Below are 24,572 nucleotides of genomic sequence, written 5' to 3' on the forward strand. Positions count from 1 at the left end.
AGACCTAGATGCGAGAATCCTTAAGCCTCAAGCCCACCCGTGGCCCTTACTCGCTATCCAACCCCCTATCCTTCTTGCGCGCCACACCCTCCTGTGAGACGGGCGTATCTGTCACCACCATGTCGGGAGTTTCTGCCGGTTGCTGCTCATGGGCTTCGAGGATCACCTCAGGTGCCTGCGCTGTGGCGTTGTCACTACGCCCGTGGACGAGGAGATAAACCACCCCGGAGGCGATGACCACCGCTGTGAGCACCCAATACATAGTCCGGTAATCACTAGCCGAAATGAGTACTCCCAGGGCAATGGGGCCGAAACCAACGCCGACATCGAGCAGCAGATATAAGGTGGAAATCCCCGCGCCCATTTCCGTCGTGGGAACCAAGCGCACCGCGATAGCCTGCGAGGCTGGTACGAGCGACCCATAGCCGATACCGACAAACAAACCTGCGACCACGACCACCCAGTCGCTCGTCGCCCCGGCGAGCAGACCGAGGCCGATGGCGAAGGTGACCACCGCAGAGTACACAACCAAGTTGTCGCCGTTGCGGTCTTGGAGGCGGCCGAGGAAAAGGCGCATGATCAAGGAAATCGCTGCATAGGCGATGAAAAACAATCCCGCACCCGTCTCCAGCCCATAATCACGAGAATAGGCGTTGATGTAGGTAATCACTCCGGAATAGCCCACGCCCACCAGCAGCATGAACACACCGATCGGTGCCGCATGCGGGTGAATCATCGAGCGTAGACCGTGCCGGGTGCCCCGATGTTCTTCCTCCGGCACCCGCAGGAAGAACGCCAGGATGATGGCGATCACCGACAGGGCGGTAACGAGCTCGAACACTGCCACGTAATCGACGCTTCGGGTAATCGCCACGCCAGCCGCTGGCCCCAGGGCCGCCGCTAGCGTGGTACCGAGCGCGAAATAGCCGGTGCCCTCCGCGCGGCGCTGAGCGGGGATGACCGACTGTGCGACCGCCATGACCGCGGTGGAAGCGATCGCATAGAAGGCTCCGTGAACGATGCGCACAAAGATCAATAACACCAGCGAATGCGCCGGGACGTAGGCGATGCAGGCTAAGGAAACGATGATGGCGGAGAGCACGAGGCAGCGCTTGCGGCCGAAGGCATCGACAAGCATGCCCGAAAACAGGCGCGCTATCGTGGCGCCGACGATGAATGCGCTGGAGGCAAAACCACCCTCGGTGTCGTTGGCGCCGAATTGCTCGGCGGCGTACAACGCCATGATGGTCACGAGGAGATAGAAGACCATGTATTGGGCGAAGTTCACCAGCCAGGCGAAGATAAATGTGGAGGAGATCAAGCGAGCGCTCGTGGACTGAACTGAGGACGTGATGGTCACCTTCTTTTTTCATAGGACGAACGTCACAATCCTAGACCTACCCCTGAATTGTGCTGGGTCTATTCCCCACTTTGTGGGTTGTAAAAAATACAAACGCGAGCCGTGATTTTCCGATCGGCGCCTTGTGAAAAATTGGGGACTAAGCTCGAAAGACATGTCTGACAGTTTCTTCTCGCAACCTATTGTGGATGCGACCCAGGACGCCGCTGTCCTTATCGCCCGCCCGGACCGCAGTCGCCAAGACATGTGCCCCGGCACCTTAAAGCTGCACAAGGCCGAAGACGGCCTGATCGGCCGCGTTCGTTTCCCCGGTGGTGTTGTGCACCCCGATGATTGGGCACCTATCGCGCAGCTGTCCAAGCAGCACGGCAACGGAACCATCCACGTTACGACCCGCGGCAACATGCAGTTCCGGGGGGTGCGCGACGCCGCCGCTTTCGCCGAGGCGGTGGAAGCGGCAGGTTTCTTGCCCTCCCGGGAACACGACAAGCTGCGCAATATCATTGCTTCCCCCACGGCTACTCACCTCTGGGGTCTCGTCGAGGCGCTTGATCAGTCCTTGCTCTCTTCCACCGAGGTTATTGGCCTTTCCGGGCGCACGTTGTTCGGCCTCGACTCAGGTGCCGGCGATATTTTGTCCCAGCACCCTGATTTCGGAGTGTTTGAGGAGCAGGACTATTTCCGCTTCATCCTCGGTGGCGCGCTCACCGACATCATCATTCCCAACTCCGATGTGGTCGCGGATGTCTTGACCACGGCCGCTGCCACCTGGCAGGCCCAGCGCGGGCACCATTGGCGTGTCCACGAAGCACCGCAGTCCCATGCCCTCATCTGCGAGACGATCGTCAACAACCACGGCCTTGGCACCGCTCCCGCACCCGAGGTAGGCCAGGTGGCACCCGCGCGCCCCATCGGCTGGCTGCAAGAAGATGATGGACCTGTGAGCCTGGGTGCGGGCCTGAAGTTTGGCTTTTTCAACTCCACCGTCGCCGAAATCTTGGGCGCTATTGGTCGCCCGGTCACGATTACTCCATGGGCGTCGTTGCTCATCCACGACCTTCGCGAAGGCGATGCCGACGCGATCGTGAAGGTGCTGGCACCCCAGGGGCTCATTTTTGACGCCAACTCCCCTTGGCTGCGGGTGACCGCCTGCACGGGTCTGCCCGGGTGCGCGAAGTCCTTGTCACACACGCAGCACGATGCCGCCTCCTTGGTCTCAAGCGGGTCGGTTCCGGATGGTTTAGTACACTTTTCGGGGTGCGACCGCCGGTGCGGTCACCCGCTTGCCCATCACACGGAGTATGTCGCAACTGGCGACGGGGAATACGAGGTCAATGCTCGATGAGCTTCGATTACATCACTGACGGAAACGAGATCTATCGGCGTTCTTTCGCCATGATTCGGGAGGAATCCGACCTATCGGCCTTCGACGCCGAACAAGCACAGGTGGCCGTGCGCATGATTCACGCTGCTGGTCAGACGGATCTTGCCACAGATATTGAGATGTCCGCCAACGCAGTACCGGCAGCCCGCGCGGCGTTGAATGCAGGTGCTGCGATCCTCAGCGATGTCAACATGGTCGCCTCCGGTATCACGCGCAATCGCCTGCCTGCTAACAACGAGGTTGTCTGCTTGCTCAAGGATCCACGCACCGTCGAGCTTGCTAAGCAGTTGGGAACTACCCGCACCGCCGCGGCCGTCGAACTGTGGGCCGATCAGCTCGACGGTGCCGTCGTTGCCATCGGCAATGCCCCAACCGCCCTATTTCACTTGCTCAACTGGCTGGAGGCCGATCCCGCCCGCCCCCGCCCCGCGGTGATCGTGGGCATCCCGGTGGGCTTTATTGGCGCTGCAGAATCCAAGCGTGCCCTCGCTGATGTTGCCGGCACCTTAGGCACCGAGTTCATCACCGTGCATGGACGCCGCGGTGGTTCCGCTATCACCTGCGCCACCATTAACGCGCTAGCCACCGAAAAGGAGATCCTGTGAGCGCAAACGATGCCACCGGGGCGACCGGCCGTCTCATCGGCGTCGGCGTTGGCCCGGGCGATCCGGAGCTGTTGACGCTCAAAGCAGTGTCGGCGATTGCGGCCGCGGACGTCATTGCCTTCCACGCTCGCCCCAACGGCACTTCGACCGCACGCGCCATCGCCGAGCAGCATTTCCGCGGTGATCAGATCCTTGAGCTGTTGGAATACCCCGTGACCACGGGGATTACCGATCATCCCGGGGGCTATGCCGGGGCCATGGCCGATTTCTATCTCGAGGCAGCCGCCCGTCTGCGCGCACATCTTGACGCCGGGCGCACCGTCGCCGTGCTGGCATTGGGTGATCCTATGCTCTACAGCTCCTTCCAGCACTTACATCGCATGCTTGCCGACGACTTCCCCACCGACGTCATCCCCGGCATCCCATCCGTTACGGCCGCAGCCGACCTCATCCAAATGCCTTTGGCGGAGGAGGACGAACTGTTATCGATCATTCCGGCCACGCTGAGCCTGCCGGAATTGGCCGCCGCGCTGCGCATGTGCGACTCAGCCGTGGTGATGAAACTCGGCCGAAACTTTGACAAGGTCAAAAACGCGATGATCGATGCTGGTGTTGCCGATCGCGCGATGGTGGCCATTCGCGTGGGAATGGATGACCAGCGCTATGTGCCCCTTAATGAGGCGAGTGCGGATGACATCCCCTATTTCTCCGTGGCGGTTGTGCCTTCTCGCACCGCCGACGTAAAGGCGGGTTCCGATGAGGCGGCACCTGCTGCGATGGGAGAGGTCGTGGTCGTCGGTCTTGGCCCCGGCGCGGATCGCTGGACCACCGCCGAATCGGCCCGTGAGCTCGCCGCGGCGACCGATATCGTGGGTTACTCCACCTATGTCAATCGCGTGCCGTCCCGGCCTGGTCAGCGCCGTCACTTAAGCGATAACAAGGTGGAGGCGCAGCGTGCCGCGATGGCTTTGGATCTGGCCAAGCGCGGTCGTCGCGTTGCGGTGGTTTCCTCTGGTGATCCCGGTGTGTTCGCGATGGCGGCGGCGGTACTAGAAACCGCCGATGATGATGCCTGGCGTGATGTTCCGGTGCGCGTGATTCCGGGTATGACCGCCGCTCAGGCGGTCGCCTCGCGAGTCGGTGCTCCGCTCGGCCATGACTTTGGCATGATCTCGTTGTCCGATCGGCTCAAGCCCTTTGAGATGGTGGAAAAGCGGGTTCGCGCACTCGCTGCAGCCGATATGGCGTTTGCCGTCTACAATCCCGCTTCCAAGGAACGTCGCTGGCAGATTGCCAAGCTTGCTGAGATCGTCGCCGAGTATCAGGCTCCTGAGACCCCGGTGATCGTTGCCCGCGCGGTCGGTTCCGACAAGGAGAACGTCACCATCACCACCCTGGCGGATTTCGATCCGGAGATCGTGGATATGCGCACGATGGTCATCATGGGCGCCTCCACGACGCGCGCGTATGACTCCCCCGCCAATGGCACCCGCGTTTTTACCTCCCGCCGATATGAAAAGTAGCGCCTAAAGCGTGCTGTTATTATCCCAGCTTGGCAAAGGCCACAGTTCACACCGACAACGGCCGGCCGGGCTGGGGTTTTGCATGTCTGGGCACAACATGCCCGGGCAGCAATCCCACCAATGCGCCCGAATCGTCGTGCTCCAGGAAAGGCCTCCCCCTTATTTTCGACCGCCTCGACGAGTGTTCGTCACCGTGATTGAGGTTGTTTTTCTCACGCCGCGTGCCTTCGCCGGCGCTTTCTACTCGGCGCGGCTAGATAATTTTTCGTGATTGCTTTCCGACGCCACGGTGTCCTGCTCCATGCGGTGGTGTGAGCCGGCGTTTACTTTGCTGACTCTGAAACTGTTTTCCTTATCAAGAGGGTGCGAGGAGGGTTTTTTGGGGTTTTAGGTGCGCGGGCATTTCCGCTGCGGGTTGTCAATCATAGGTGTAACAAGGTGGGGCTGATTTTCACGTGATTGAAAAGAAACTGTGCGAGCTGCCGGTTTATCGACGTTTGGCGTGTTAGGCTCCGCTCATGCATAGAGCAGTCGTGATGGATAAAAGGACCACACCGGTCGCCTTTCGCCGCGGCCGCATTGACGGCCTCGACGGGTTGCGTGCTTTGGCCGTGGGCGCTGTCCTCGCCTTTCACCTCGATCCGGAGCTTGTCCCCGGAGGCTTCATCGGTGTGGACGTCTTCTTTGTCGTCTCGGGTTTCCTCATTACCACGCTGCTTATACGCGAATTCAACAAAACGGGCGCGGTGGACCTTGTCGCTTTTTGGCAACGCCGCATTCGTCGCCTCATCCCCGCCCTGGTTGTCACCGTGTTGACCTCGGTGAGCGTGACGTGGCTTCTTTCGCTTTTTCATGACAATGCGAGAGATCTCCTTTATGGGATCGGCCGCCAGCTGCTTGGTACGGCAACTTTTACTTCCAATTGGCTCGAGATCGCTGCTGGCTCCTCTTACTTTGATTCACGCGTGCCGCAGTTGTTTTCCCCTTTTTGGTCACTAGCTGTGGAAGAACAGTTCTATCTCTTCTGGCCACTGCTGTTTCTGTTATCGATGAGGTTAGTTCCCGCTCCACGCCTGCGCGCTTGTATTGCCGTGATTATTGCGCTCGCCTCGGCGCTGAGAATGGCCCTTGTTTATGATCCCTCCGGCGATGCCACCCGCGTCTACTATGGCACGGACACGCATCTTTTCGGCCTCATGCTCGGAGTAGCCATCGCTTTTGAGTTTTCCCGCTTCGACGCCGGATTGTTCGGGACCCGGTGGTGGCGCCAATTCGGTTCCCTCATTGGTGCCAGCGGTATTGGAATCCTCTTCATCCTTTTCTTCCTGCTAGGGGAAGCGCAGCCTGTTACCTTCTACGGCGGATTAGGTTTGGCCTCGTTAGCCTCGGGCATGGCCATCGCGGGGATCCTAAGCGGTCCCAGCCGTTACACGCGCATCCTCGACCTGTCTTTCTTGCGGTGGATCGGTGAGCGCTCGTATGGCATCTACATTTGGCACTGGCCAGTTATCTTGCTGCTGGATGTCGTAGTACCGACCTCGCCCGGTTCCTTGGGTGGATTCATTGTCCAGATTGTCGCGATCGCGGTGACCCTTGGTCTTTCCGAGGCCTCCTTGCGCATTGTAGAAACCCCCATGCGCCGGGAAGGCATCCGTGCCACATTGGGCTCGTGGCGCAGCCAATTGCCGTCGAATCGGCTGGTCCAGGTGGGGGCCGCTGTAACCTGCCTGGGTATGGGTGCGACTACTGTAGCTGCCGTCACTGCCCCCGACATGACGTCGGTAGAGGCAGCGATCCAGGCTGAAGCATCCCAAGTGGCAGCGCTCAAACCCACCGCTAATCCCACGCCAGACACGGCAACGCAATCCCACGGTGATCCCAGTACGCGTGAGGTCGATTACACCCCGCCGCGCGGGGAGGAGTTAACCATCTTCGGCGATTCGATGGCCGTGACCTCGGTCGATGGTCTCGTCGAGCGCTGGCCAGGTCTGCACATGGATGCTGAGTCAAATCGCAGGTGGGAAGATGTCATCCCCATCGCCGACGCGCTCAACGCCCAGAGTGCGATCAGGCGCGCAGTTGTTTTCATGCTTGGAACCAACTGGGGTATCCAAGACCCGGTCCCTGTCGAGGGACTCATCGATCGCATTCAACACGGTCGCACAGTGGTCTTGGTGAACTCTTTCGGCGCTGGTTGGGAACCACAGCTGACCCAGCAACTGCAAGCCATCACCGACAAATATCCGAATGTCGAGGTTGCTGACTGGGAGTCTGTGGCACGAGGGAACCCGGACAAGCTCCAGGCCGATGGTGTTCATCCCGACTTCGCCGGGATTCCACTGATGGCCGAGGTCATCGCAGCTGCCTTCGATCGTCTTGCGGCCAGGGGCGAAACAGGAGCCACAGGCCGCACCGCCGAAATCGCGCCGACTTCCCCGCCCCCTGCCCCACCAGCACCTGCTGCAATCCTCCCTGAGGTGGAGCAACCAGCACCTTCACAACAAACCCCGTTCATCGGAGAAGGTCCTGCGGAACAAATCCCACCCCCAGCCCCCGCGGAACAAGATCCAGGCATTGGAGAAGAACCCCCAACCCCCCGCACCGGCGGAGGTACCTGATCCCTTGGGTGATGAGCACCCCGACGAAGTGGTGGTTGCTCCGTTCGTTTGAACTTGTTTCGCATATTCCACGCCTTCATACTCGTAGGACGAATCTGACGTGGCCTGTAGAAAGGACTAAGCACCAAAGCAACTTTCGTGTCACAAGTCGGTAAACGGCCTCAAGGATTATGCCGAGTTAAACCTCGTATTTCTTTTCCGCGAGAAGAAGTTGCGTAACGTTATAGACCACATTTACGTTGTATTACTTAAGTGGCATTGACGGCGTCTGCTGCGATGCTCGCCTGTGAGACGACCGAAGAAACAATACAAGGAGATTTTTGCCAATGATGAAGTCCAAGGTTCGCGTCTTGTCCCGTCGGATCGTTGCTGTCGGTGTCGCAACCGCAGTCACCTGTGGCGCCGTTGCTCCCGCATATGCGCAATCCGACTCGCTGGCATCCAGCGAGTCCTCCTCGGAACTGAGCTCGGTTTCTGTCACCTCTTCGGAGGAAGGCTCCGAGAACAACATCACCCTTGGCAACCTCCTGTTCTTCTTGGCCTCGCTGGGCACGATTCGCACCCTGATCTTCAATATCTTCCGCGTATAATCAACCCCTCAGGCTAGTCCACCACAGCAGGAAGACCGGGTAGGTATTCCGGCCCAATTCCTGCGAGCCTGCGTGAGCAATCGGCACCAAGACTGAAGCCACCGCAAGCAATGTCGTTGCTTGCGGTGGCTTTAGGCATTTGCCTGCAAAAAATGGTTGCTTCGAGCTGTCTTTCCGTTACAGCCGTGAAACAAGCTCCATCACCTCTTCAGGCGTGTGGGCCTCAAAGGTGACCTGTGGGAGCGCTGGTCGCTGCACCATGATCACCGGAATTCCCAGCTCCCGTGCGGCCGTGAGCTTGGCCTGGGTCATCGCGCCCCCGGAATTCTTCGTGACCACGCAGTCGATCTGATTATCACGCATGAGCTTTTTCTCATCATCTACCGTAAATGGCCCCCGCGATTGAACAAGCCGGTGGCGTGGCGGCAAAGGGACCTCGGGCGGTTCCACGGTGCGGATGACATACAGGTTGTGCGGGTCAGCGGCGAAAGGCGCCAGCTGCTGGCGGCCGATGGTCACAAACACGTGATGGAAATCGCGGGCGGCGACTCGTGCGGCTTCTTCCATGGAAGCCACCGGAATCCACTTGTCCCGCGGCTGTGGCTGCCATGCGGGGCGGTGCAACGCGATCAGCGGAATTCCGGTGGCGCGGGTTGCCTCTGAGGCCGATAGGCTGATGCGCTCGGCAAAGGGATGGGTAGCATCTATCACGACTTCTACCCCATTGTCGATTAACCAAGTCACCAAGCCCGCCGGGCCGCCGAAGCCACCGATGCGAACCTCGCCGACCGGCAACGCCGGATTGGACACCCGACCCGCCAGCGAGCTGGTGACATGCCAGCCTGAATCCACCAAGAGCTTGGCCACGGCCCGGGCCTCGCCCGTGCCGCCGAGGATCAGTGCGCGCACGGAATCGTCCTTCCATGCTCATCACGGGGGCGATCATCGGAATACAGGAAGGAATCTGGGAAGCCCTCGGCGCCCAGGACATTGCCGACGATAATCACCGCGGTACGGGTGATGCCAGCTTCTTTGACCTTGCTTGCGATATCGACCAGCGTGCCGCGCACGACCTGCTGCTCGGGGCGGGAGGCATAGGCCACCACCGCAACCGGACACTCCTTGCCATAATTCGGTTGCAGCTCCTCGACAACCCGGTCGATGTCGTGGGCGGCGAGGTGGATGACCAGTGTCGCCCTCGATGCACCCAAGGTGGCTAGGTCTTCACCTTCCGGCATGGCGGAGGCACGCCCAGACACGCGGGTGAGGATCACGGTCTGCCCCACCGTGGGGACGGTGAGCTCATGGCCCAACACCGCGGCGGCGGCGCTAAAGGAGGCCACACCTGGCACGATCTCATAGTCAATGCCCAGTTCCACGAGCCTGCGGGCCTGCTCAGCTACAGCGGAGTAGATGCTTGGATCGCCCGAGTGGAGGCGGGCAACATCCTTGCCTTCCTCGGTTGCCTGCTGAATCACCTTGGTAATTTCATCCAAAGGCATGCGGGCGGTGTTGATGACGGTGGCCCCTTCCGGGGTGTTTTCCAAGACCTCCGGCGGGACGATGGAACCCGCATAGAGGCACACCGGGCAGCGGCGGATGAGGCGGTCGGCACGAAGAGTCAACAGATCCTCAGCGCCGGGGCCGGCGCCAATGAAGTACACGGTCATGAAGGTCGTCCTTTTTGCTACTGGTTAATTGATACTAATTCTTATCAGCACTGTGTGCGCTCTATGCACACGAGATCGTTGCGGTGGCGAAACCGTAGGCGTCGGAAAGCACAAGCTTGAAACAAGCAAGCAACGCGCTGCCTACGACCTACCCTGCATGACGCATGCGGTGTCTTCGCCACATGGGCGTAGGGAATGGCTCGCAACGTGGCCGTTTCTAGCTGCGCGGCCCGGCAGGTTTGGTCACCGCCCATTGCGTCACAGGCAGTGCGGGCTTAAAGGCGTGGAAGGAGCCGATCTGGTACTGATTGGAGATCTCAAAGCGCGCCAGGTTGCCGCCATGTGTGCGCCAAAGCTCGATGAGCATGTGCTCCGATTCGATCGTTACGGCATTGGCCACGAGCCGCCCGCCGGGCTTGAGACGCTCCCAGGCCTGCTCGAATACCCCGGGATGCGTAAGACCACCGCCGATGAAGATGACATCCGGGGTATCTGGTACGGATCCGAAGGACTCCGGTGCACCCTTTTGCACGGCCAAGCGTGAGACAACGCCCAGCCGGGTGGCGTTATCGTGAATCGTCTGCGCGCGTGTGGGGTGGGATTCAAAACAGATTGCCCGTGAACGGGTGGTCGCCCGGAGAAATTCGATGGCGATGGAGCCGGAACCGCCGCCGATGTCCCAGAGCGTATCGGTGTTGCGTGGGCGAAGCGCTGCCACCGACAGCGCACGGATATGCTGCTTGGTTAACTGGCCATCCGTGAGGTAGTTGTCGTCGGCAAGTCCGGGCACCAGCGACTGCCCGGCCGTGACTGGTTCCACGGCGATGACATTAAGGGTGCTCGCAGGCTTAGGGGGTGCATCCGCCGTGGTTTCCACCACCTGTTCTTGCGGGCCGCCGAGATCGGATAAGACCCACACCTTCGCCTTCCCATTGCCGCGTTCCGATAAGAGCGCGCAGATCTCGCCGGGGGAATTCTCATTTCTGCCGAGCACGAGGAAGCGCTCGCCTGAATCGATGGCTGTGTGTAAACAACTCAGCGGATTGGTGACGAGGGAATGCACGGGGGTGGCATCCACTGGCCAGTGCAGGCGGGCGCACGCCAGAGAGGCACTGGACGGCTGCGGGTACACCTCGAAGTCGATCTCCGGAAGCATGCGAGTCAGCGTGGTACCGATGCCGTGGAACATCGGATCCCCCGAGGCAAGCACCGCGATGCGGCGTCCCTCGAGCTCATCGAAAAGAGGACGAATGGCCGGTACCAGCGGCGAGGGCCACGGTCGGCGCTCGGCATGAAGGTCCTCCGGCAGCAGGTTGAGCTGCCGCCACGAACCGACGATGACCTCGGCTCGGATAAGGGCCTTTTGTGCCGGGTGGGAAAGGTCGATAAAGCCCCCGGCGCCGATTCCCACGATCGCAACGAAATCTTGGCCGGCCACATCGTGCCCGTCGACGGTGCGCAATACCGAAGTTGCCTGTGATGCCGAAGATGCTGCAGGTGGGGTCATGAGTGGATATTCTAGTGTGACTTAATTATCGAGGCATCATCCGCCACACCGGCCGCGGGACCAGCTTCATCACCCACGCCAGCACCTGCAGGCGACGAGGAATCCACAGGGTCACCGATGCCTTCCTCGAGCTAGGTAGCCCCGGCTTGTCGGAGCCCGCGATGGCGGCTGCGATTGCGTCGGCGACCTGCGCCGGCGTCGATGACAAAGGTGCAGGCTTCATTCCCTGCGTCATAGACCCGATGACGAAACCCGGCCGGGCAGTAATCAGGCGCACGTTCGTGCCGTGGAGGCGATCGGCAAGCCCCTGACAAAACGCATCCAGCCCGGCCTTGGTAGAGCCGTAGACGTAGTTGGCCTTACGGGCACGCCAGCCGGCGATCGAGGAAAAGGCCACCAGTGTCGCAGGCTGGGGCTGTTTCAAGGCGGCGTCGGCGAGCACCGTCAGCGCCGCGACCTGGAGCGCGTAGTCGACGTGGGCTATCTCATAAGCGTGTGCTTCGGAATGCTCCGCAAGCGTTTGGTCGCCGAGGATGCCAAACGCCACGATGGCGCACTCGAGGTTGGCAATGCCTTCGACAATTCCGCGCAGCCCGGTTGCTGGGTTGACTGCGTCCTCGGCGGTAGCGACGATGTCGGTCGTTGCGTCGAAGTGATGCTTGACCACCGAAATGGCCCCTTGCGCCATAAGCGTGCCTTCTAGCGGGGCGAGCGCATCGACCCGGCGCGCGGCCAGCACGACCCTTTTCCCCTGGCACAAACGGGCGACAAGCTCGCCGCCGATGTCTGAGGTGGCGCCCAACAGCAGCACGGTGGGAATGGTGTCGTCGAAGGGCTGCGCATTGGTGGTTGCCGCCATTACAGGAGGTTCCTCGGCTGGTTGTTGAGCTGCCTGCAGCCGGTGGCGGTGACCACGACGATGTCCTCGATGCGGGCGCCGACCTTGCCTTCGATGTAGATGCCCGGCTCCACGGAAAAGGCCATGCCTTCTTCGAGCACGAGGGCGTTTCCTTCGATGATGAAGGGTTCTTCGTGGGTGGAAAGCCCAATGCCGTGGCCGGTGCGGTGGATGAAATCATCGCCATAGCCTGCCCGTTGAATGATCTCCCGGGCGGCGCGGTCGATGTCTTCGGCGCGAGCCCCTGGGCGCACGGCGTCCACGGCGGCTTGTTGGGCCTCGAAGAGCACGTCGTAGAGGTCCTTGGCTAGCGCGGCGTGGGGGTTTCCGGCCAGCGCGTTGGGGCCGCCGACGCAATAGGTGCGGGTGCAGTCCGAGTGGTAGCCGGTATCGAGGCTGCCTCCGATGTCAACGACAACCATGTCGCCGGTTTCAAGCACGCGATCCGAGTAGTCGTGATGCGGGTTGGCGCCGTTTGCTTGGGAGCCGACGATGATGAAGTCAACGAGCTCGTGTTCTGAGAGGATGAGCCTTTCGATGTCGGCTGCGACCTCGCGTTCGGTGCGTCCTGCCTGCAGCAGCGCGGGCACCTGCGCGTGGACGCGGTCGATGGCTTTACCCGCGCGCTCGAGTTCAGCAATTTCGGCGGGGTCTTTGGCCACGAACATCTCCGCCAGCACGGAGGTTGCCAGCGCGAAGGTGGCACCTGGCAGCAGCGCCTGAAGCGTGAGCAGGTGGTGCGCGCTCAGATCGGAGCCCACGCCGATGGTCACATCATGCTTGCCGACGAACGCAGCCGCCGCAATTTCATAGGGGTTGTCGCCGTCGACCCAGCCGTAGAAATCAAGGTCGAGGCTGCCTAGTGGCGAGTGCGTGAGGCTTGCGCGATCAACCTGCGGAAGGATGAAACGAGGCGCGCCCGTGGCGGGAATGACGAGCGCGGTCAGTCGCTCATGAGTGCTGGCCCAGGAGCCAGTAAGATAGGCAAGCTGTGCGCCGGTGCCGATGATAACTCCGTCGAGCTTCTTGCTCTCGCACAGGCGTTGCGCCTGCTGAATGCGGTTGGCGTACACGGTGGTGGAAAAGCTTCGCATAGCTTTCAAGCATAGGCCAACTAGGATGGGACAACGATGGGTCCTGCGGGATCATCCGGGTGCGGTGGGTTTGTACTGCTCACGCACCTCCCCTCGCGGGCCGGCCCACATCGTGGATGATACGACAAGCTGACACCTCACTATGTCCGCCGCCTATTTTGCTCCTCGCTTGGCGGGGTGACACCACGGGGAAACGAGATTGCATGGGATATACCGACACCGCCTCACACGGCGCATGGCCCCACGATGAGGCCGGCGCCTTCATGGCGTCGCTTCGTTCACCGCGTGGGATGACCTGCTCCGGGTTCCTCTTCGCTCTGCCCGAATGCGATAACACAGGGTGCGATACGGCGGGTGGTCACTTGATGGAGATGCCGATCCGCTATGTGATGACGGTGGCGCACTTTTTTGGCCCGCCGCCCAACGATCAGTTTCGGGTGGGCATGCGCCGGATCCGTTCGGGTATGACGCGCTGGTGGCGCGAGCTTTTCACGCACCACAACGCTGACGACAGAATGGATATGGATTCCAGCCGCGCTGCACTGGCACTGCGGCCGGAACCGATTCCTCACGAGGATACGGAACACCATGCGGAACGCATTTCTGTGCGCATCGGGGGTAAGTATTACTATTCGACCTGCTACGCGCGGGTTCCTGCCACCGACATCGCCATCCTGAAGTTGGATCGGCCGGTATTTATTCAACCCGAGAAGGTGCCGGTGCTCGACTGTGACGGCAGGGCTCGCCTCCTGCCTGGGAGGCGGTTTGCCCAATATGGTTTCGGTGCGAAGCGACTGGTTCACAGGCGCGGTCGGCTCCTGTTTCCCCTCCCATGGGCGGGCTCGCGGGGATTATCAACGAGGGTGCGGCATGCCTACTTCACGCATGTGAACCCTAAGGTGGTGCGCGGTGATTCCGGGGGTCCGATCCTTCGGCTTTCCCCGCCAGCAGGGGAGAACACTTCCCCACGGCTGATCGCCTATGGTGTGCAGTCGATGATTCATGACCCCTGGGGAATCGACGTTGGGATCGCGGTCATCGCCCGCATCTACCCGCACCGCGAAGCGATTGCGCAGGTACTTGGCAGGCTTGAGTCCTTGGACGGATAGATTTCGCGGCGGCATCGATGGATGTCTGTGAATAATACCGCCCAGGCGGCGAGCGTGGCCGCACTAGAGACGTCGGCAAGCACCAGCACCGCGCCGGGAAACGGGCAGGAAGCGTGGGCACATCGAAGACGACGAAAGCGATAAACACACAAGAAAGCTAGAAACAACACCTGTCGCGGGCGACATTCCTCGGTCGGCGATGCTTCGGTGAGCAATCGCCTAGGAGCCGATGGCAACCACTCCCCGGCGAATCGCCTCGATGGCTTGGCGGGCGCGATCGCGGGTGTCATCTTGATAGGCGGTCGAACGCACCTGTTCCAAAAGATCGATCACCTGGCGTGCCTGGCGCACAAAGTCGCCCGGTGTCAGCTCCGCGCCAGACTCCGCGGCAGCTGCCAGGCAATAGCCAAGCGGGGCGCCGGCTGCCCATTGGTGAATGGACAACGCGAAACCCGCCTCCGGGTACTTGGTCACCGGCAGCCGGTAGCGACGCTCGTCAAAGCTCAACTCCTCCCACAAACGCACAGTGGCGTTCATCGCATCGACCATCGCGTCGGTAGCGCCTTCCGGGCTGCCCTTGGTCTCACGTCGGTTCTCGAAGGTGCACATACTCACCACCCCGGCGAGCTCGGCCGGATCGAGGTTGTCCCAGATACCGCGCTTGAGACACTGGGCAACGAGTAGGTCGCACTCGGAGTGAATTTTGGCAAGGCGCTGTCCTTCGTCGGTGACCTGTGGGATCTCACCTTCATACTCCACATAGTCGTATTCGCCGAGCAACCGCAAGATGCGGTCAAAGGTCTTGCCCAACGTGTCGGTAGCGGCGCTGATGGTAGCTTTGAGCCCATCAACCTTGCGTTGGGCGCGCAGAAGTTGCTCTCCCACGCGGACCAGATCCTCCCGGTCAGCCCACGAATGCACCGGATGGGTGCGAATATCAGAACGCAGCTGCGCAATCGTGGCGTTGGTGCGGTGGCGCGGCTGGTGGCGCATTTTCTTCGGGCGCGGATAGTCAGCGCGATCAAACTGCTGCACCACCAGCCCGGAATTCTTGCGGGGGTGGGCGATCGCGGCACGAGGAATACGCATCGTACCCACCTGCTGCGGGGGCATGCCCACCTGATCGGCACCCAATCTGCCAGACCAACCGGTCTCAAACGTAAACCACGGGCGCGGATCGTGATTGTTACCCGCCTGCTGGATCACCACCGCGAGGATAGGCCGCTTCTTCCCGGGCAAGGCCACGACATCGCCCAGGCGCAGCCGGGCGAGGACGGAGACCACTTCCTTTTCCCGCTGCTCGATGGACAACCGTTTCGAACGACGCTCCTCATCGCTCAGTTCCCGGCGCAAGGCCACGTAGGACTCGATATCGGCCAAGGGATCCTCGCTCGCGGGATTCGAGGCCTCAAGCAATCTCTGCAATTGTCCCCGGATGACCTCGGCGTCTTTTTCCGCTTTGGCCACCGCGCGCACCTCGCCGACGATGGAGGCATCCGCCTGGTACTGGGCAAAAGACTGATCCAGCAACCTGTGCGCCGGTTCGAAGCCGATGGTGCCCACGAGGTTGACGGCCATGTTGTAGCCCGGCGCGAAGGTCGAGACCAGCGGATAGGTGCGCGTGGAGGCAAGGCCTGCCACCGCCGAGGGGTCCACCGCCGGCTGCCAGAGCACCACGGCGTTGCCCATCGTGTCAATGCCGCGCCGTCCCGCACGGCCGGTCAGCTGGGTGTACTGGCCTGGGGTGAGATCCACGTGAGCCTCCCCGTTGTACTTAACCAGTTTCTCCAGCACTACCGTGCGCGCGGGCATGTTGATGCCCAGGGCCAGGGTCTCGGTGGCGAAGACGGCACGGACCAGCCCTTTGGTGAAAAGCTCCTCCACGATGTGGCGGAACGCAGGTAACATGCCCGCGTGGTGGGCGGCAAACCCGCGCTGCAGGCCCGCCTTCCACCGGGCGAAGTCCAGCACCTTAAGGTCCTCCGGCGGAATGCCCTCGACGCCCCGGTCAACGATGCGGCCAATCTCCTCGGCCTCGGCCTGGGAGGTGAGCACCAGCCGCGAGCGCATACATTGATACATCGCCCCGTCGCAGCCGGATCGGGAGAAGATAAACGTGATCGCGGGCAGCATCTCGTGCTCCTTGAGCAAGGAGATGACCTCTGGGCGGCCAAGAATCTGACGCTTGTCATGATGGGTGGCGCGCGCCGGGAGCCTGCCCGCTTCGCGCCGGAAGGGCTTGGCTTTATGCATGGACCAATCCGAGCCCCCGTAGCGGCCCTGCTCGAGGCGCTCGATGTGTGCCTCGAGCGTGCGGTTGACAGTGATATCACCCGGTTCGAACAAGGGGTGTAGTTGCTTGCCGACGAGCATCCACTGGTCCAGCGGGACCGGGCGATGATCGGTAACGATCACCTCGGTGTCGCCGCGCACCGACTGCAGCCACTGGCCGAACTCCTCGGCATTGCTGACGGTGGCCGACAAGCCAATCACGCTGACCGAATCGTCGAGGCCCAAAATAGCCTCCTCCCACACGGCGCCGCGGGACTTGTCGGCAAGAAAGTGAACCTCGTCCATCACCACGTGAGAGAGTCGGTCGAGCGCGCCCGACTCGGCGTAGATCATGTTGCGCAGCACCTCGGTGGTCATGACCACCACGTCGGCGTCATGATTGATGGAGACATCGCCGGTGAGCAGTCCGACGTTGTCCTCACCGTGCTGGTGGCACAGGTCGTGGTACTTCTGATTGCTCAAGGCCTTGATGGGTGTGGTGTAGAAGCACTTCGTGCCGCGTGACAACGCCAGCGAGACGGCGAACTCGCCGACGATGGTCTTTCCCGCTCCGGTGGGCGCGCACACTAATACTCCATGGCCCCGCTCTACCGCCTGGCACCCTTGGATCTGGAAATCATCGAGCCCAAATTTTTGCTGGGCGATGAAATAGTCAAGGTGCGTGGCATAAGAGTCAGTCATGGATTCAAGGCTAGTAAAACAAGCGCCAGTTAACACCTTGGGGCCACAACTGGGGATTCCACGAGCCGTTTTCACAACAAAACCGGGCAGGTACCTCGGTGGTACCCGCCCGGTGACAAGGTGGCGCTTGCGTTCAGGCACGCCATTGTGAGTTATGCCTGCGGTACTAGATCACGTCATCGAAAGGATCAAAGCCCGGATCGTTGGCAGGCTGCGTTGGATAAATGCGCGAAGGTGGTGAGATGGAGCTCGGCCCCGAGATCGCACTGGGCCCAGAGCTGGAATTCGGGCCATCGATGCTGCCCGCGGGTCCAACTGGTTGCGGGGCGTCGACCCCACCGGGGGCGGTGTCGAGGGCCGAGGAGGATTCATCATCAACGTCGAGCCAATCGGGACGGGCGTTTTCGACTCGCTTGTCATGCAGGCGCATGACCTGCAGGGCGATCTCGACCAACAGCGCCAGTGCCACACCCAGGGCGGTCATGGAGAATGGATCTTGGCCAGGGGTCATCACCGCGGCGAAGACGGCGAGGAAGACCCAGATGATATCGCGGCGGCCCTTGATGGCCTCATAGGGTAAGACCCCTACGAGGTTCAACGCGACGAGGAACAAGGGAACCTCGAAGCTGACGCCGAAGACGAAGATAAGGGTGAGGATGAAGCTGAAGTAGCGCTCACCCGTCAGTGCTGCGACCTGGGACTGATCACCAATCGTGAGCAGGAAACTCAACCCGTAGGCCAAGACGAAGTAGGCCAGCACGGCGCCCGCAACAAACAGGGCGACTGCTGTAGAGACAAAGCCCAAGGTCCAGCGGCGCTCTTTTTTGAGCAGGCCAGGGGTGATGAATCCCCAGATTTGCTGTAACCAGATCGGCGAGGCCAGAACGGAACCAGCCAAAGCACCCACCTTCAGGCGCAGCAAGAACATTTCGAACGGCGAGGTCGCCAGCAGACGGCACTCCCCGTCGCTTCCGTAAATAGCCCGGGACTCCTCCGGGAGCTTGCAATAAGGCTCGCGCAGGATATTGCCCAGACTGGGGATGCCGAAGAAGGAGTTCTGGTACCAGATATATCCGATGACTGCACCGACCGATAATGCCACCACGCAGACGATGACGCGGCGCCGCAGCTCCTTGAGGTGCTCGACCAGCGCCATCGTCCCGTCATCCGGGCGCTTTTTGCGCCTAGTGGCACGGGTATGTGTTTGACTGCTCATCAGCGACCAAGTCCCCTTCCCACACCCGCTTCATTACTGCTGGCCGTTGTTAGGCTGCTCCTGCAGATTTTGGATGGGGGCTGCAGCCGGGTTCGGAGCCTGGACGCCACCGTTGGTGATCTGCTGCTGTGGCTGGGCCTGAGCCTGCGGCTGATCGTCGTTATTCATCTCCTTGATTTCGGACTTGAAAATGCGCATGGAGCGACCCAGCGAACGTGCGGCATCAGGCAGCTTCTTGGCACCGAACAGGAGCACGATAACTGCAATGATGAGGACAAGTTCCCAACCGCCGGGAAGTGACATAGTAGATCCTTTCAGGAAGAAGCAGCACTAAACCACGATTTGGCTAGCACTGCCGATCTTATCGGCTTGGGTCCGCGAAACATAAGCGCGACCCTCATTATGTACATGGGTGAAGCGCCTTGGGCACGAGACAGCACGCGTTTAGTGGCGCCCACTTATAAGCTCTCTGCTTCTCGGCCATCATACGCCTGAATTGCGATCTCAGCGCGTCGGCGGATCTCGGCTGGAATGTCCGCAGGCGAGACCACCCGTACTCGGTCGGCGTTTTCGAGTGCAAAGCGGATTAGCCACTCCCGCGAGATCAAGGGCACCTCCACCTCATAGAAGTCCTCATCGTTCCAAAATCCGTCGGCGGTGGGAAAAGTATCGGCCAGCCAGGCGGAGTCTTCCTCAAAAAGCAGCACCGCGCGGGTGGCTGCCTCCCGCAGATTAAACGGATCGTTGACGTCGAGGGGCTCCAGCTCAACGCGGGTCGCCGGGACCTCCAATTGGGTGACATCCTGCATGCGGTCAAGGCGAAAGACCCGGATCTCCCCACGGTCGTGATCGAGGGCATGCATGTAGCCGTGCGTGTTGTGGGTAAACAGCCGCTGCACGCTCACCGTGCGCACCGCCACCTCCCCGGACGATTGGCTGGCATAGCGAAACTGAATCTGCTGCCCTTCGCGCATGGCCTTGGCCAGCGCCTCCGCGTTCGGCTCGGGTACCGTATCCCGCCCGGTGGAGTCGGTGTCAAACACGGCCCCGAGGTTGTCGCCCATAACCGCGCGCAACTTCGTCGCGGCGCTGACAACGGCCTCGCGATCGACGAGCCCCGGCACGGACTCGAGGTACTCCAAGGCCATGACCAACGCCGTCGCCTCGGTCAAAGTCAAACGCAAAGGCTTGTCCATCCCCTGAGAATCGAGGATCTGCACGGCGCGGTTGTCCACATCAAGATCCACGAGTTCATCCGGATACATTCCTGGCCCACAGCACAACAGGCGGAAAAGATCCTGCTTTAATTGGCCGATGGGAAGACCCAGATCAGCCGCCGCCGCCATGATGGAGCGCCCCGGATGGGATTGAAAATAGGGCAAAAGGTTGAGCAGTCGCACGAGGTCGCCAATGTTCTCATTGGCTGTGCTGGACTTTGTTGCCTTACGCGGCGAAGAAGAATGACGGCTCATTCTGCAACCTTTCGAAGCCGTGCGGTGATCTCCTCGATGACCTCTTTCGGAGATTCAACGCGCACATGTGGGGCGTGTGCCAGGGTGTGGCGAACAATCCAGTCCTTCTCGATGGCCTCGAGCCGGTAGCGGCCGCCACCAAGCGGGACGGACCTATTGGTGATCTCAGGCGCGAAACCATCGTCGACCGTTAAGGTGACGTCGACGACGTTGTGCCCTATCCGCAGCTGCGTTTCCACCATCTTTTGAAAATCGGTGTCCGGTGCCGGATAGTGGAAGGGTCCATAGCCTGCCACCTCCGGATCCGACATGTCGAGGATCTCCACGTCCGCGATGCGCCGGGAGCGAAAGACCCTAGGGGCTTCTCTGTCGACGTCATAGCCGACGAGGTAGACGGCATCGCGCAGCCCCACCAGTTTCCAGGGATCCATCCACCGGGTGATCGGCTCGAAGGAAGAGGACTTGGTGTAGCTAAAACCGATGCGCCTGTGCTCGAGGCAGGCCTTGACCACAGTATCTATTAAATCCACGCTCAGGGTGTCCCAGTCATTGACCGCAATCAGCTGCGGGCCGCCACGAAGTTCGCGCTCGACGCCGGTTGCGGCGATCTTCGTCCAACCGGAACGGGTGAAACTGGCCAGCTCGCTGCCCAAACCCATGTTTCCGGCCAGCGCCAGCACCGAGGCTTCCTCCGGGGTGAACTCCACCTCGGGCAGCTCGTATTGATCGATCGGTAGCCGGTAGCCCACGGATCCGCCGACCGCGACTGATTCGATGGGTACCCCGGCGCGGATCAATGCGGCCCGGTCGCGTTCGAAGCGCTTTTCCAGCGCGCGCAGCTCCTCGGGCGAGGAAGGATCGAGGTCCTTATAGCCCGGGATATTCCTGGCAATCCATGCGACGGTGAGCGCGCTGCTACCAGACTTTGCCGCCTGCAAGAAAGCAAAGGTGAGGTTGATGCGCCGCTCCAGCTGGGCATTGCCTCTGGTGCCGCCTTTGTTGCCTGCCACCTTGAACATTCCTTTCCCCGCGCAAGCCCGCGGCTTGCCGGTGTGCCTTCGATCTAGCCGTTCTTGTGCACCGCAGGCGTGCCGACGCCTACCAGGCCGCCTCCGTGCCTACAGCGCGGTACCGGCGGCGTGGGCACGCATATAGGCCACCAAATCATCGACCCGCCGGTCGTGGGAGGCAAAGGGGTCGCCTAGCTCCACAATCTGCGGTTCCGGGCGGGTCACCTTCAACCGTAACCAGTCCACCGCGATCGCGGCGTTGAGCTTATTGGCCTCACGCAGGAATGCTCCGCGCAGTGCAGCCCGGGTTGTCGACGGCGCCTGTGTCTTGGCTTCCTCTACCTGATCGTAGGTTACCCAGGTGCTGACCAAGCCCCTAGCCTCAAGCACGCGGAACAGGCCTCGGCCTGCACGGATGTCATGATAGGCCAGGTCCACCTGCGCAAGCTTCGGGTGGTTGAAGTCATCGGATTCCAGCCCGAGGCGAGACTGATACCTGCGCAGAAGGTTGAGTTTGATGGCCCAGTCGATGTCGCCGGCGATGGAGGCGAAGTCCTGGTTTTCCACCGCTTGGACCACCTTGTCCCACAGCTGCACGACGATGCCCATCTCCTCGTTGGTGGTACCCGTGCCTAGGTGCGGGTCCGACTCCGGGCGCTTGTGCAGCCATGTTTTCGCCGCCTCGAGATACGCGCGCTGGATGGCGATCGCGGGCATGGGGTCGTGCTCGGCCAGCGGCACCAGCACCTGCCCAGATAGGTCGCCGGAGATCTCGCGGATGGCGGCGACCTCGTTGGCGAGCTGGATATTCGGCAGCTCAACTCCTGCCTCGATCATCTCTAGCACCAGCAGCGTGGAGCCGACCTTGAGCGCGGTGGTGGTCTGCGAAGGGTTGGAGTCGCCGACGATGACGTGCAACCTGCGATATAGGTGCGAATCGGCGTGCGGTTCGTCGCGGGTATTGATGATCGGGCGCGAGCGCGTTGTGGCGCTGGAGACGCCCTCCCAAACGTGGTCGGCACGCTGCGAGAGGTGGTAGTTGCCGTCCTTGATGCACCCGGCGCCGGCGATGAGCTGGCGGGTGATCAAAAACGGCAGCAGCTGCTTGCCTAGCTTCTTGAGCACGACCTCGCGTCCGACCAGGTAGTTTTCGTGGCAGCCGTAGCTGTTGCCGATGGAGTCCAGGTTGTTTTTGAAAAGGTAGACCTGCCCGTCGATGCCTTCTTTAGCGAGGCTTTCTTCCGCCGTGCGCGCGAGCTCGTCGACGATTTCGTCGCCCGCACGGTCATAGGCCACCAGCTGCGTGAGACTATCGCACTCGGCGGTGGCTACCTCCGGGTGGCTGCCCACATCCAGATACAGGCGCGAGGCGTTGGGGTGGAAGATGTTCGAACTCCCCCACGTGTCGATGACCGGCCGGAACATGTAGCGGGCGATCTCGTCGGCACCGAGTTTCCGGTTGGAGCGATCCATGCAGGTGATCCCGTACTCGGTCTCGATCCCCATGATGCGACGGGTGAAGATGGCCACCTTTTACTGGCCACCCTTCTGCACGTAGGAGCGCACGAATTCCTCCGCGTTGGTCTCCAACAGGCCGTCGATCTCGTCGAGCAGGTCGTCGACGCCGTCTGTGTTGATCTGTGCCTGTCCCGCGGCGCCCTGTTCGATGATTTCGTCGTGGTCCTTGCCGCCACCGGCGTTGACCTGGGAAGTTCCGCTCATTGTCGTCTCCTTAACTATTAAAGATTGAAAAAGCCTCGTGCCCTCGCCTGTCTGTCCGCGTGCACGTGTTTGCAGTTTTTTGCTTGCCGACGCCTTCCGGTTGCTGGCCTTCGCCCACGCGGGAGATGCACGATGGCTACCAACTGCACGGCGAGGGGACCGTGTTCGTGCCTTGTTTAGCCTACGGCAGTCCGACCTCGGTGGGCGCCAGCAACGAAGCACCTGCGTCCAACAACATGTCGACGCTGTCCGCTTCTGCCAGCAGGTGCTGAGTCTGGTCCTTGGTCAACGCCCCGAGATCGGTCAGCGAGATGCGGCGCAGGCGCCTTTGGCCGTCGTAAAGCACGAGCGACTCCCAGCTGGCTGCAGCGACATCGTTGCCGAAACGGCTGGCCACCTGACCGCGGAAAAAGGCGCGGGTATCGGCCGGCGGGTGCCACGCGGCGTGCTCGATCTCCTCCTGGCCAATCAGCGTCCTCATCCTCCCCTTGCGCACGAGCGCGTGGTAGAGGCTCTTTGCCGGATCGATGTCGGCGTATTGAAGATCCACCAGCTTGATCTTCGCGTCGTCGATACCCAACCCCTTGGCCATAAACGACCTAATAAGTGCGTACTTTGCACACCAGTCGAGCAGATGGGCGCAGGCAGCCGGTCCCTGTTCGAGCAAGTCAAGCACCTCACCCCACAGCCGGTGGACCTCCTCATCGACCCTTGTGCGCGGGGTGACCCGCTCGCGGTAGAGACGCAAGATCTCGCTGGCGCGAAGCTTGCGGCCGTCCTTGAGCTGCAGCTTGTGGACCAGATCAAGGTCGTAGCTCACCAAGCGCACCTCGTCGACGGCGTGGGCGAGCTGAAGGTCGGTGAAGTCCACACCTTCCTCTATGGCATCGAGTACCAACGAGGTCATGCCCAGCTTGAGCAGGATCGCAGTGTGCGACATGTTGGCATCGCCGATGATCACGTGCAGGCGCCCGTAGGATTCGGCATCGGCGTGTGGCTCATCGCGGGTGTTAATGATGCCGCGGTTGAGCGTGGTCTCCAGCGAGATCTCCTGCTCGATGTAGTCGGCGCGCTGGCTGATCTGGAAGCCCGGGTGCTCGCCGTGCTGGCCGCGGCCCACCCGGCCCGCGCCGATGATCACCTGACGGGTGACGAAGAAGGGAATCAGCGCCTGCGCCATCGTGTCGAAGTCGACCGAACGGGAATAGAAATAGTTCTCGTGGCTGCCGTAGCTTGCACCCTTGCCGTCGACGTTGTTCTTGTACAGCTTCAACGGCGGGCACGGATCGTGGTGCTCGAGCACCGAGTGATTCCGGGCAGAAAGCGCCTCCACGTCGGAGCGGGCCTTGTTGAGCACAACGTCGCCGGCGAGATCATAGACCATCGCGTCGAAGGCGTTGGTGGTCTCGGGTGCGGAATACTCCGGGTGCGCATGGTCGACGTAGTAGCGACCACCGTTGGTCAAAACCACGTTGGCCACGCCGATTGCATTGGGGTCCACCACCGGGACGGTGTGGTAACGGCGCAGATCAAAGCCGCGGGTATCGCGCAAGGGGTGCTCCGAGGCGAAGTCCCAGCGCGCGCCCGTGGCGCACTGTTCAGCCGCGCCGAAGGCCACCACCACGTGGGTGGAGGTGATAATCGGCGACAACACCGGATTGCTTGGCGTGGCGATGCCGTATTCGGTCTCGGTTCCTACAAACCTGCTCACGAGAAATTCCCCTTCATTTTTGCACCTGACCTTGCCGGGGCCTTTCTACAAGCGCCCGACAGCCAAGCCCTTTCCACTTCCAAACATGCTCATTACTTTGCCAACGGTAT

The 24,572-nt window shown here is 61.2% G+C and carries 20 protein-coding genes; 6 read left to right on the forward strand and 14 right to left on the reverse strand.

The genetic code is table 11. The features are described from left to right. Positions 1-46: 46 nt before the first annotated feature. Positions 47-1,354, reverse strand: a complete 1,308-nt coding sequence (locus PAB09_RS06895; RefSeq protein WP_442873745.1) for an MFS transporter — start codon at positions 1,352-1,354, stop codon at positions 47-49. A gap of 160 nt (positions 1,355-1,514) precedes the next feature. Between PAB09_RS06895 and PAB09_RS06900 the strand changes: the two genes are divergently transcribed. The 5 genes from PAB09_RS06900 (at position 1,515) to PAB09_RS06920 (ending at position 8,080) form a co-directional block, all read left to right on the forward strand. Beyond that, on the forward strand, positions 1,515-2,705 hold the full coding sequence (locus PAB09_RS06900) for a precorrin-3B synthase (protein ID WP_271032984.1): 1,191 nt from the start codon (positions 1,515-1,517) through the stop codon (positions 2,703-2,705). Further along, positions 2,702-3,349 (forward strand): precorrin-8X methylmutase, encoded by a 648-nt coding sequence (locus tag PAB09_RS06905; RefSeq protein ID WP_271032985.1) that lies wholly within the window; start codon positions 2,702-2,704, stop codon positions 3,347-3,349. The genes PAB09_RS06900 and PAB09_RS06905 overlap by 4 nt, the downstream gene beginning before the upstream one ends. Beyond that, positions 3,346-4,872, forward strand: coding sequence for a precorrin-3B C(17)-methyltransferase (cobJ, locus tag PAB09_RS06910; protein ID WP_271032986.1), 1,527 nt, complete (start codon positions 3,346-3,348; stop codon positions 4,870-4,872). The genes PAB09_RS06905 and cobJ overlap by 4 nt, the downstream gene beginning before the upstream one ends. Before the next feature lie 518 nt (positions 4,873-5,390). After that, positions 5,391-7,490 carry an acyltransferase family protein gene (locus PAB09_RS06915; RefSeq protein WP_271032987.1) on the forward strand — a complete coding sequence of 700 codons (2,100 nt, stop codon included), beginning with the start codon at positions 5,391-5,393 and terminating at the stop codon, positions 7,488-7,490. A gap of 326 nt (positions 7,491-7,816) precedes the next feature. Then, positions 7,817-8,080, forward strand: coding sequence for a hypothetical protein (locus tag PAB09_RS06920; RefSeq protein ID WP_271032988.1), 264 nt, complete (start codon positions 7,817-7,819; stop codon positions 8,078-8,080). Between the two features lie 177 nt (positions 8,081-8,257). On the opposite strand, the gene PAB09_RS06925 is transcribed toward PAB09_RS06920, so the two are convergent. From PAB09_RS06925 to PAB09_RS06945, 5 genes are all read right to left on the reverse strand, one after another. After that, a complete protein-coding gene (locus PAB09_RS06925; protein WP_271032989.1) occupies positions 8,258-8,989 on the reverse strand; it encodes a cobalt-precorrin-6A reductase in 732 nt (243 codons plus the stop codon). Further along, complete coding sequence (cobM, locus tag PAB09_RS06930) at positions 8,977-9,750, reverse strand: precorrin-4 C(11)-methyltransferase (protein ID WP_271032990.1); 774 nt, start codon at positions 9,748-9,750, stop codon at positions 8,977-8,979. Before cobM ends, PAB09_RS06925 begins: the two co-directional genes overlap by 13 nt. Positions 9,751-9,967: 217 nt before the next feature. After that, positions 9,968-11,257, reverse strand: coding sequence for a precorrin-6y C5,15-methyltransferase (decarboxylating) subunit CbiE (gene cbiE / locus PAB09_RS06935; RefSeq protein WP_271032991.1), 1,290 nt, complete (start codon positions 11,255-11,257; stop codon positions 9,968-9,970). Positions 11,258-11,282: 25 nt separating this feature from the next. Further along, positions 11,283-12,116, reverse strand: a complete 834-nt coding sequence (locus PAB09_RS06940) for an SDR family NAD(P)-dependent oxidoreductase (RefSeq protein ID WP_271032992.1) — start codon at positions 12,114-12,116, stop codon at positions 11,283-11,285. Then, positions 12,116-13,249 (reverse strand): M24 family metallopeptidase, encoded by a 1,134-nt coding sequence (locus PAB09_RS06945; protein ID WP_271032993.1) that lies wholly within the window; start codon positions 13,247-13,249, stop codon positions 12,116-12,118. The genes PAB09_RS06940 and PAB09_RS06945 overlap by 1 nt, the downstream gene beginning before the upstream one ends. 203 nt (positions 13,250-13,452) lie before the next feature. On the opposite strand from PAB09_RS06945, the gene PAB09_RS06950 reads away from it, so the two are divergent. Next, positions 13,453-14,358 carry a hypothetical protein gene (locus PAB09_RS06950; RefSeq protein ID WP_271032994.1) on the forward strand — a complete coding sequence of 302 codons (906 nt, stop codon included), beginning with the start codon at positions 13,453-13,455 and terminating at the stop codon, positions 14,356-14,358. 219 nt (positions 14,359-14,577) lie between these two features. Here the strand turns inward: PAB09_RS06950 and PAB09_RS06955 are convergent, their stop codons facing one another. From PAB09_RS06955 to dop, 8 genes are all read right to left on the reverse strand, one after another. Then, positions 14,578-17,331, reverse strand: coding sequence for a DEAD/DEAH box helicase (locus tag PAB09_RS06955; RefSeq protein ID WP_271032995.1), 2,754 nt, complete (start codon positions 17,329-17,331; stop codon positions 14,578-14,580). Positions 17,332-17,497: 166 nt separating this feature from the next. Next, on the reverse strand, positions 17,498-18,547 hold the full coding sequence (tatC, locus tag PAB09_RS06960) for a twin-arginine translocase subunit TatC (protein WP_271032996.1): 1,050 nt from the start codon (positions 18,545-18,547) through the stop codon (positions 17,498-17,500). Between the two features lie 33 nt (positions 18,548-18,580). Then, a complete protein-coding gene (tatA, locus tag PAB09_RS06965) occupies positions 18,581-18,850 on the reverse strand; it encodes a Sec-independent protein translocase subunit TatA (RefSeq protein WP_271032997.1) in 270 nt (89 codons plus the stop codon). Between the two features lie 155 nt (positions 18,851-19,005). Beyond that, positions 19,006-20,019, reverse strand: coding sequence for a helix-turn-helix transcriptional regulator (locus PAB09_RS06970; RefSeq protein WP_271032998.1), 1,014 nt, complete (start codon positions 20,017-20,019; stop codon positions 19,006-19,008). Next, positions 20,016-21,029 carry a helix-turn-helix transcriptional regulator gene (locus PAB09_RS06975; protein WP_271032999.1) on the reverse strand — a complete coding sequence of 338 codons (1,014 nt, stop codon included), beginning with the start codon at positions 21,027-21,029 and terminating at the stop codon, positions 20,016-20,018. The genes PAB09_RS06970 and PAB09_RS06975 overlap by 4 nt, the downstream gene beginning before the upstream one ends. 108 nt (positions 21,030-21,137) lie before the next feature. Continuing rightward, entirely contained in the window at positions 21,138-22,535 is a 1,398-nt protein-coding gene (gene pafA, locus PAB09_RS06980; protein ID WP_271035313.1) for a Pup--protein ligase, read from the reverse strand. A 27-nt stretch (positions 22,536-22,562) separates the two neighbouring features. Then, positions 22,563-22,751, reverse strand: a complete 189-nt coding sequence (locus PAB09_RS06985; protein WP_271033000.1) for a ubiquitin-like protein Pup — start codon at positions 22,749-22,751, stop codon at positions 22,563-22,565. A gap of 181 nt (positions 22,752-22,932) precedes the next feature. Continuing rightward, entirely contained in the window at positions 22,933-24,462 is a 1,530-nt protein-coding gene (gene dop, locus PAB09_RS06990; RefSeq protein ID WP_271033001.1) for a depupylase/deamidase Dop, read from the reverse strand. Positions 24,463-24,572 lie beyond the last annotated feature (110 nt).

Origin of the sequence: Corynebacterium sp. SCR221107 (assembly GCF_027886475.1) — a bacterium.
GTDB lineage: Bacteria > Actinomycetota > Actinomycetes > Mycobacteriales > Mycobacteriaceae > Corynebacterium.

Excerpts from the sequence above, each read along its gene's own strand:
- PAB09_RS06900 (WP_271032984.1), top strand. The coding sequence starts at position 1,515 with ATGTCTGACAGTTTCTTCTCGCAACCTATTGTGGATGCGACCCAGGAC.
- PAB09_RS06905 (WP_271032985.1), top strand. The coding sequence starts at position 2,702 with ATGAGCTTCGATTACATCACTGACGGAAACGAGATCTATCGGCGTTCT.
- PAB09_RS06915 (WP_271032987.1), top strand. The coding sequence starts at position 5,391 with ATGCATAGAGCAGTCGTGATGGATAAAAGGACCACACCGGTCGCCTTT.
- PAB09_RS06920 (WP_271032988.1), top strand. The coding sequence starts at position 7,817 with ATGATGAAGTCCAAGGTTCGCGTCTTGTCCCGTCGGATCGTTGCTGTC.
- cobM (WP_271032990.1), bottom strand. The coding sequence starts at position 9,750 with ATGACCGTGTACTTCATTGGCGCCGGCCCCGGCGCTGAGGATCTGTTG.
- cbiE (WP_271032991.1), bottom strand. The coding sequence starts at position 11,257 with ATGACCCCACCTGCAGCATCTTCGGCATCACAGGCAACTTCGGTATTG.
- PAB09_RS06940 (WP_271032992.1), bottom strand. The coding sequence starts at position 12,116 with ATGGCGGCAACCACCAATGCGCAGCCCTTCGACGACACCATTCCCACC.
- PAB09_RS06945 (WP_271032993.1), bottom strand. The coding sequence starts at position 13,249 with ATGCGAAGCTTTTCCACCACCGTGTACGCCAACCGCATTCAGCAGGCG.
- PAB09_RS06950 (WP_271032994.1), top strand. The coding sequence starts at position 13,453 with ATGGGATATACCGACACCGCCTCACACGGCGCATGGCCCCACGATGAG.
- PAB09_RS06955 (WP_271032995.1), bottom strand. The coding sequence starts at position 17,331 with ATGACTGACTCTTATGCCACGCACCTTGACTATTTCATCGCCCAGCAA.
- tatC (WP_271032996.1), bottom strand. The coding sequence starts at position 18,547 with ATGAGCAGTCAAACACATACCCGTGCCACTAGGCGCAAAAAGCGCCCG.
- tatA (WP_271032997.1), bottom strand. The coding sequence starts at position 18,850 with ATGTCACTTCCCGGCGGTTGGGAACTTGTCCTCATCATTGCAGTTATC.
- PAB09_RS06970 (WP_271032998.1), bottom strand. The coding sequence starts at position 20,019 with ATGAGCCGTCATTCTTCTTCGCCGCGTAAGGCAACAAAGTCCAGCACA.
- pafA (WP_271035313.1), bottom strand. The coding sequence starts at position 22,535 with ATGGGGATCGAGACCGAGTACGGGATCACCTGCATGGATCGCTCCAAC.
- PAB09_RS06985 (WP_271033000.1), bottom strand. The coding sequence starts at position 22,751 with ATGAGCGGAACTTCCCAGGTCAACGCCGGTGGCGGCAAGGACCACGAC.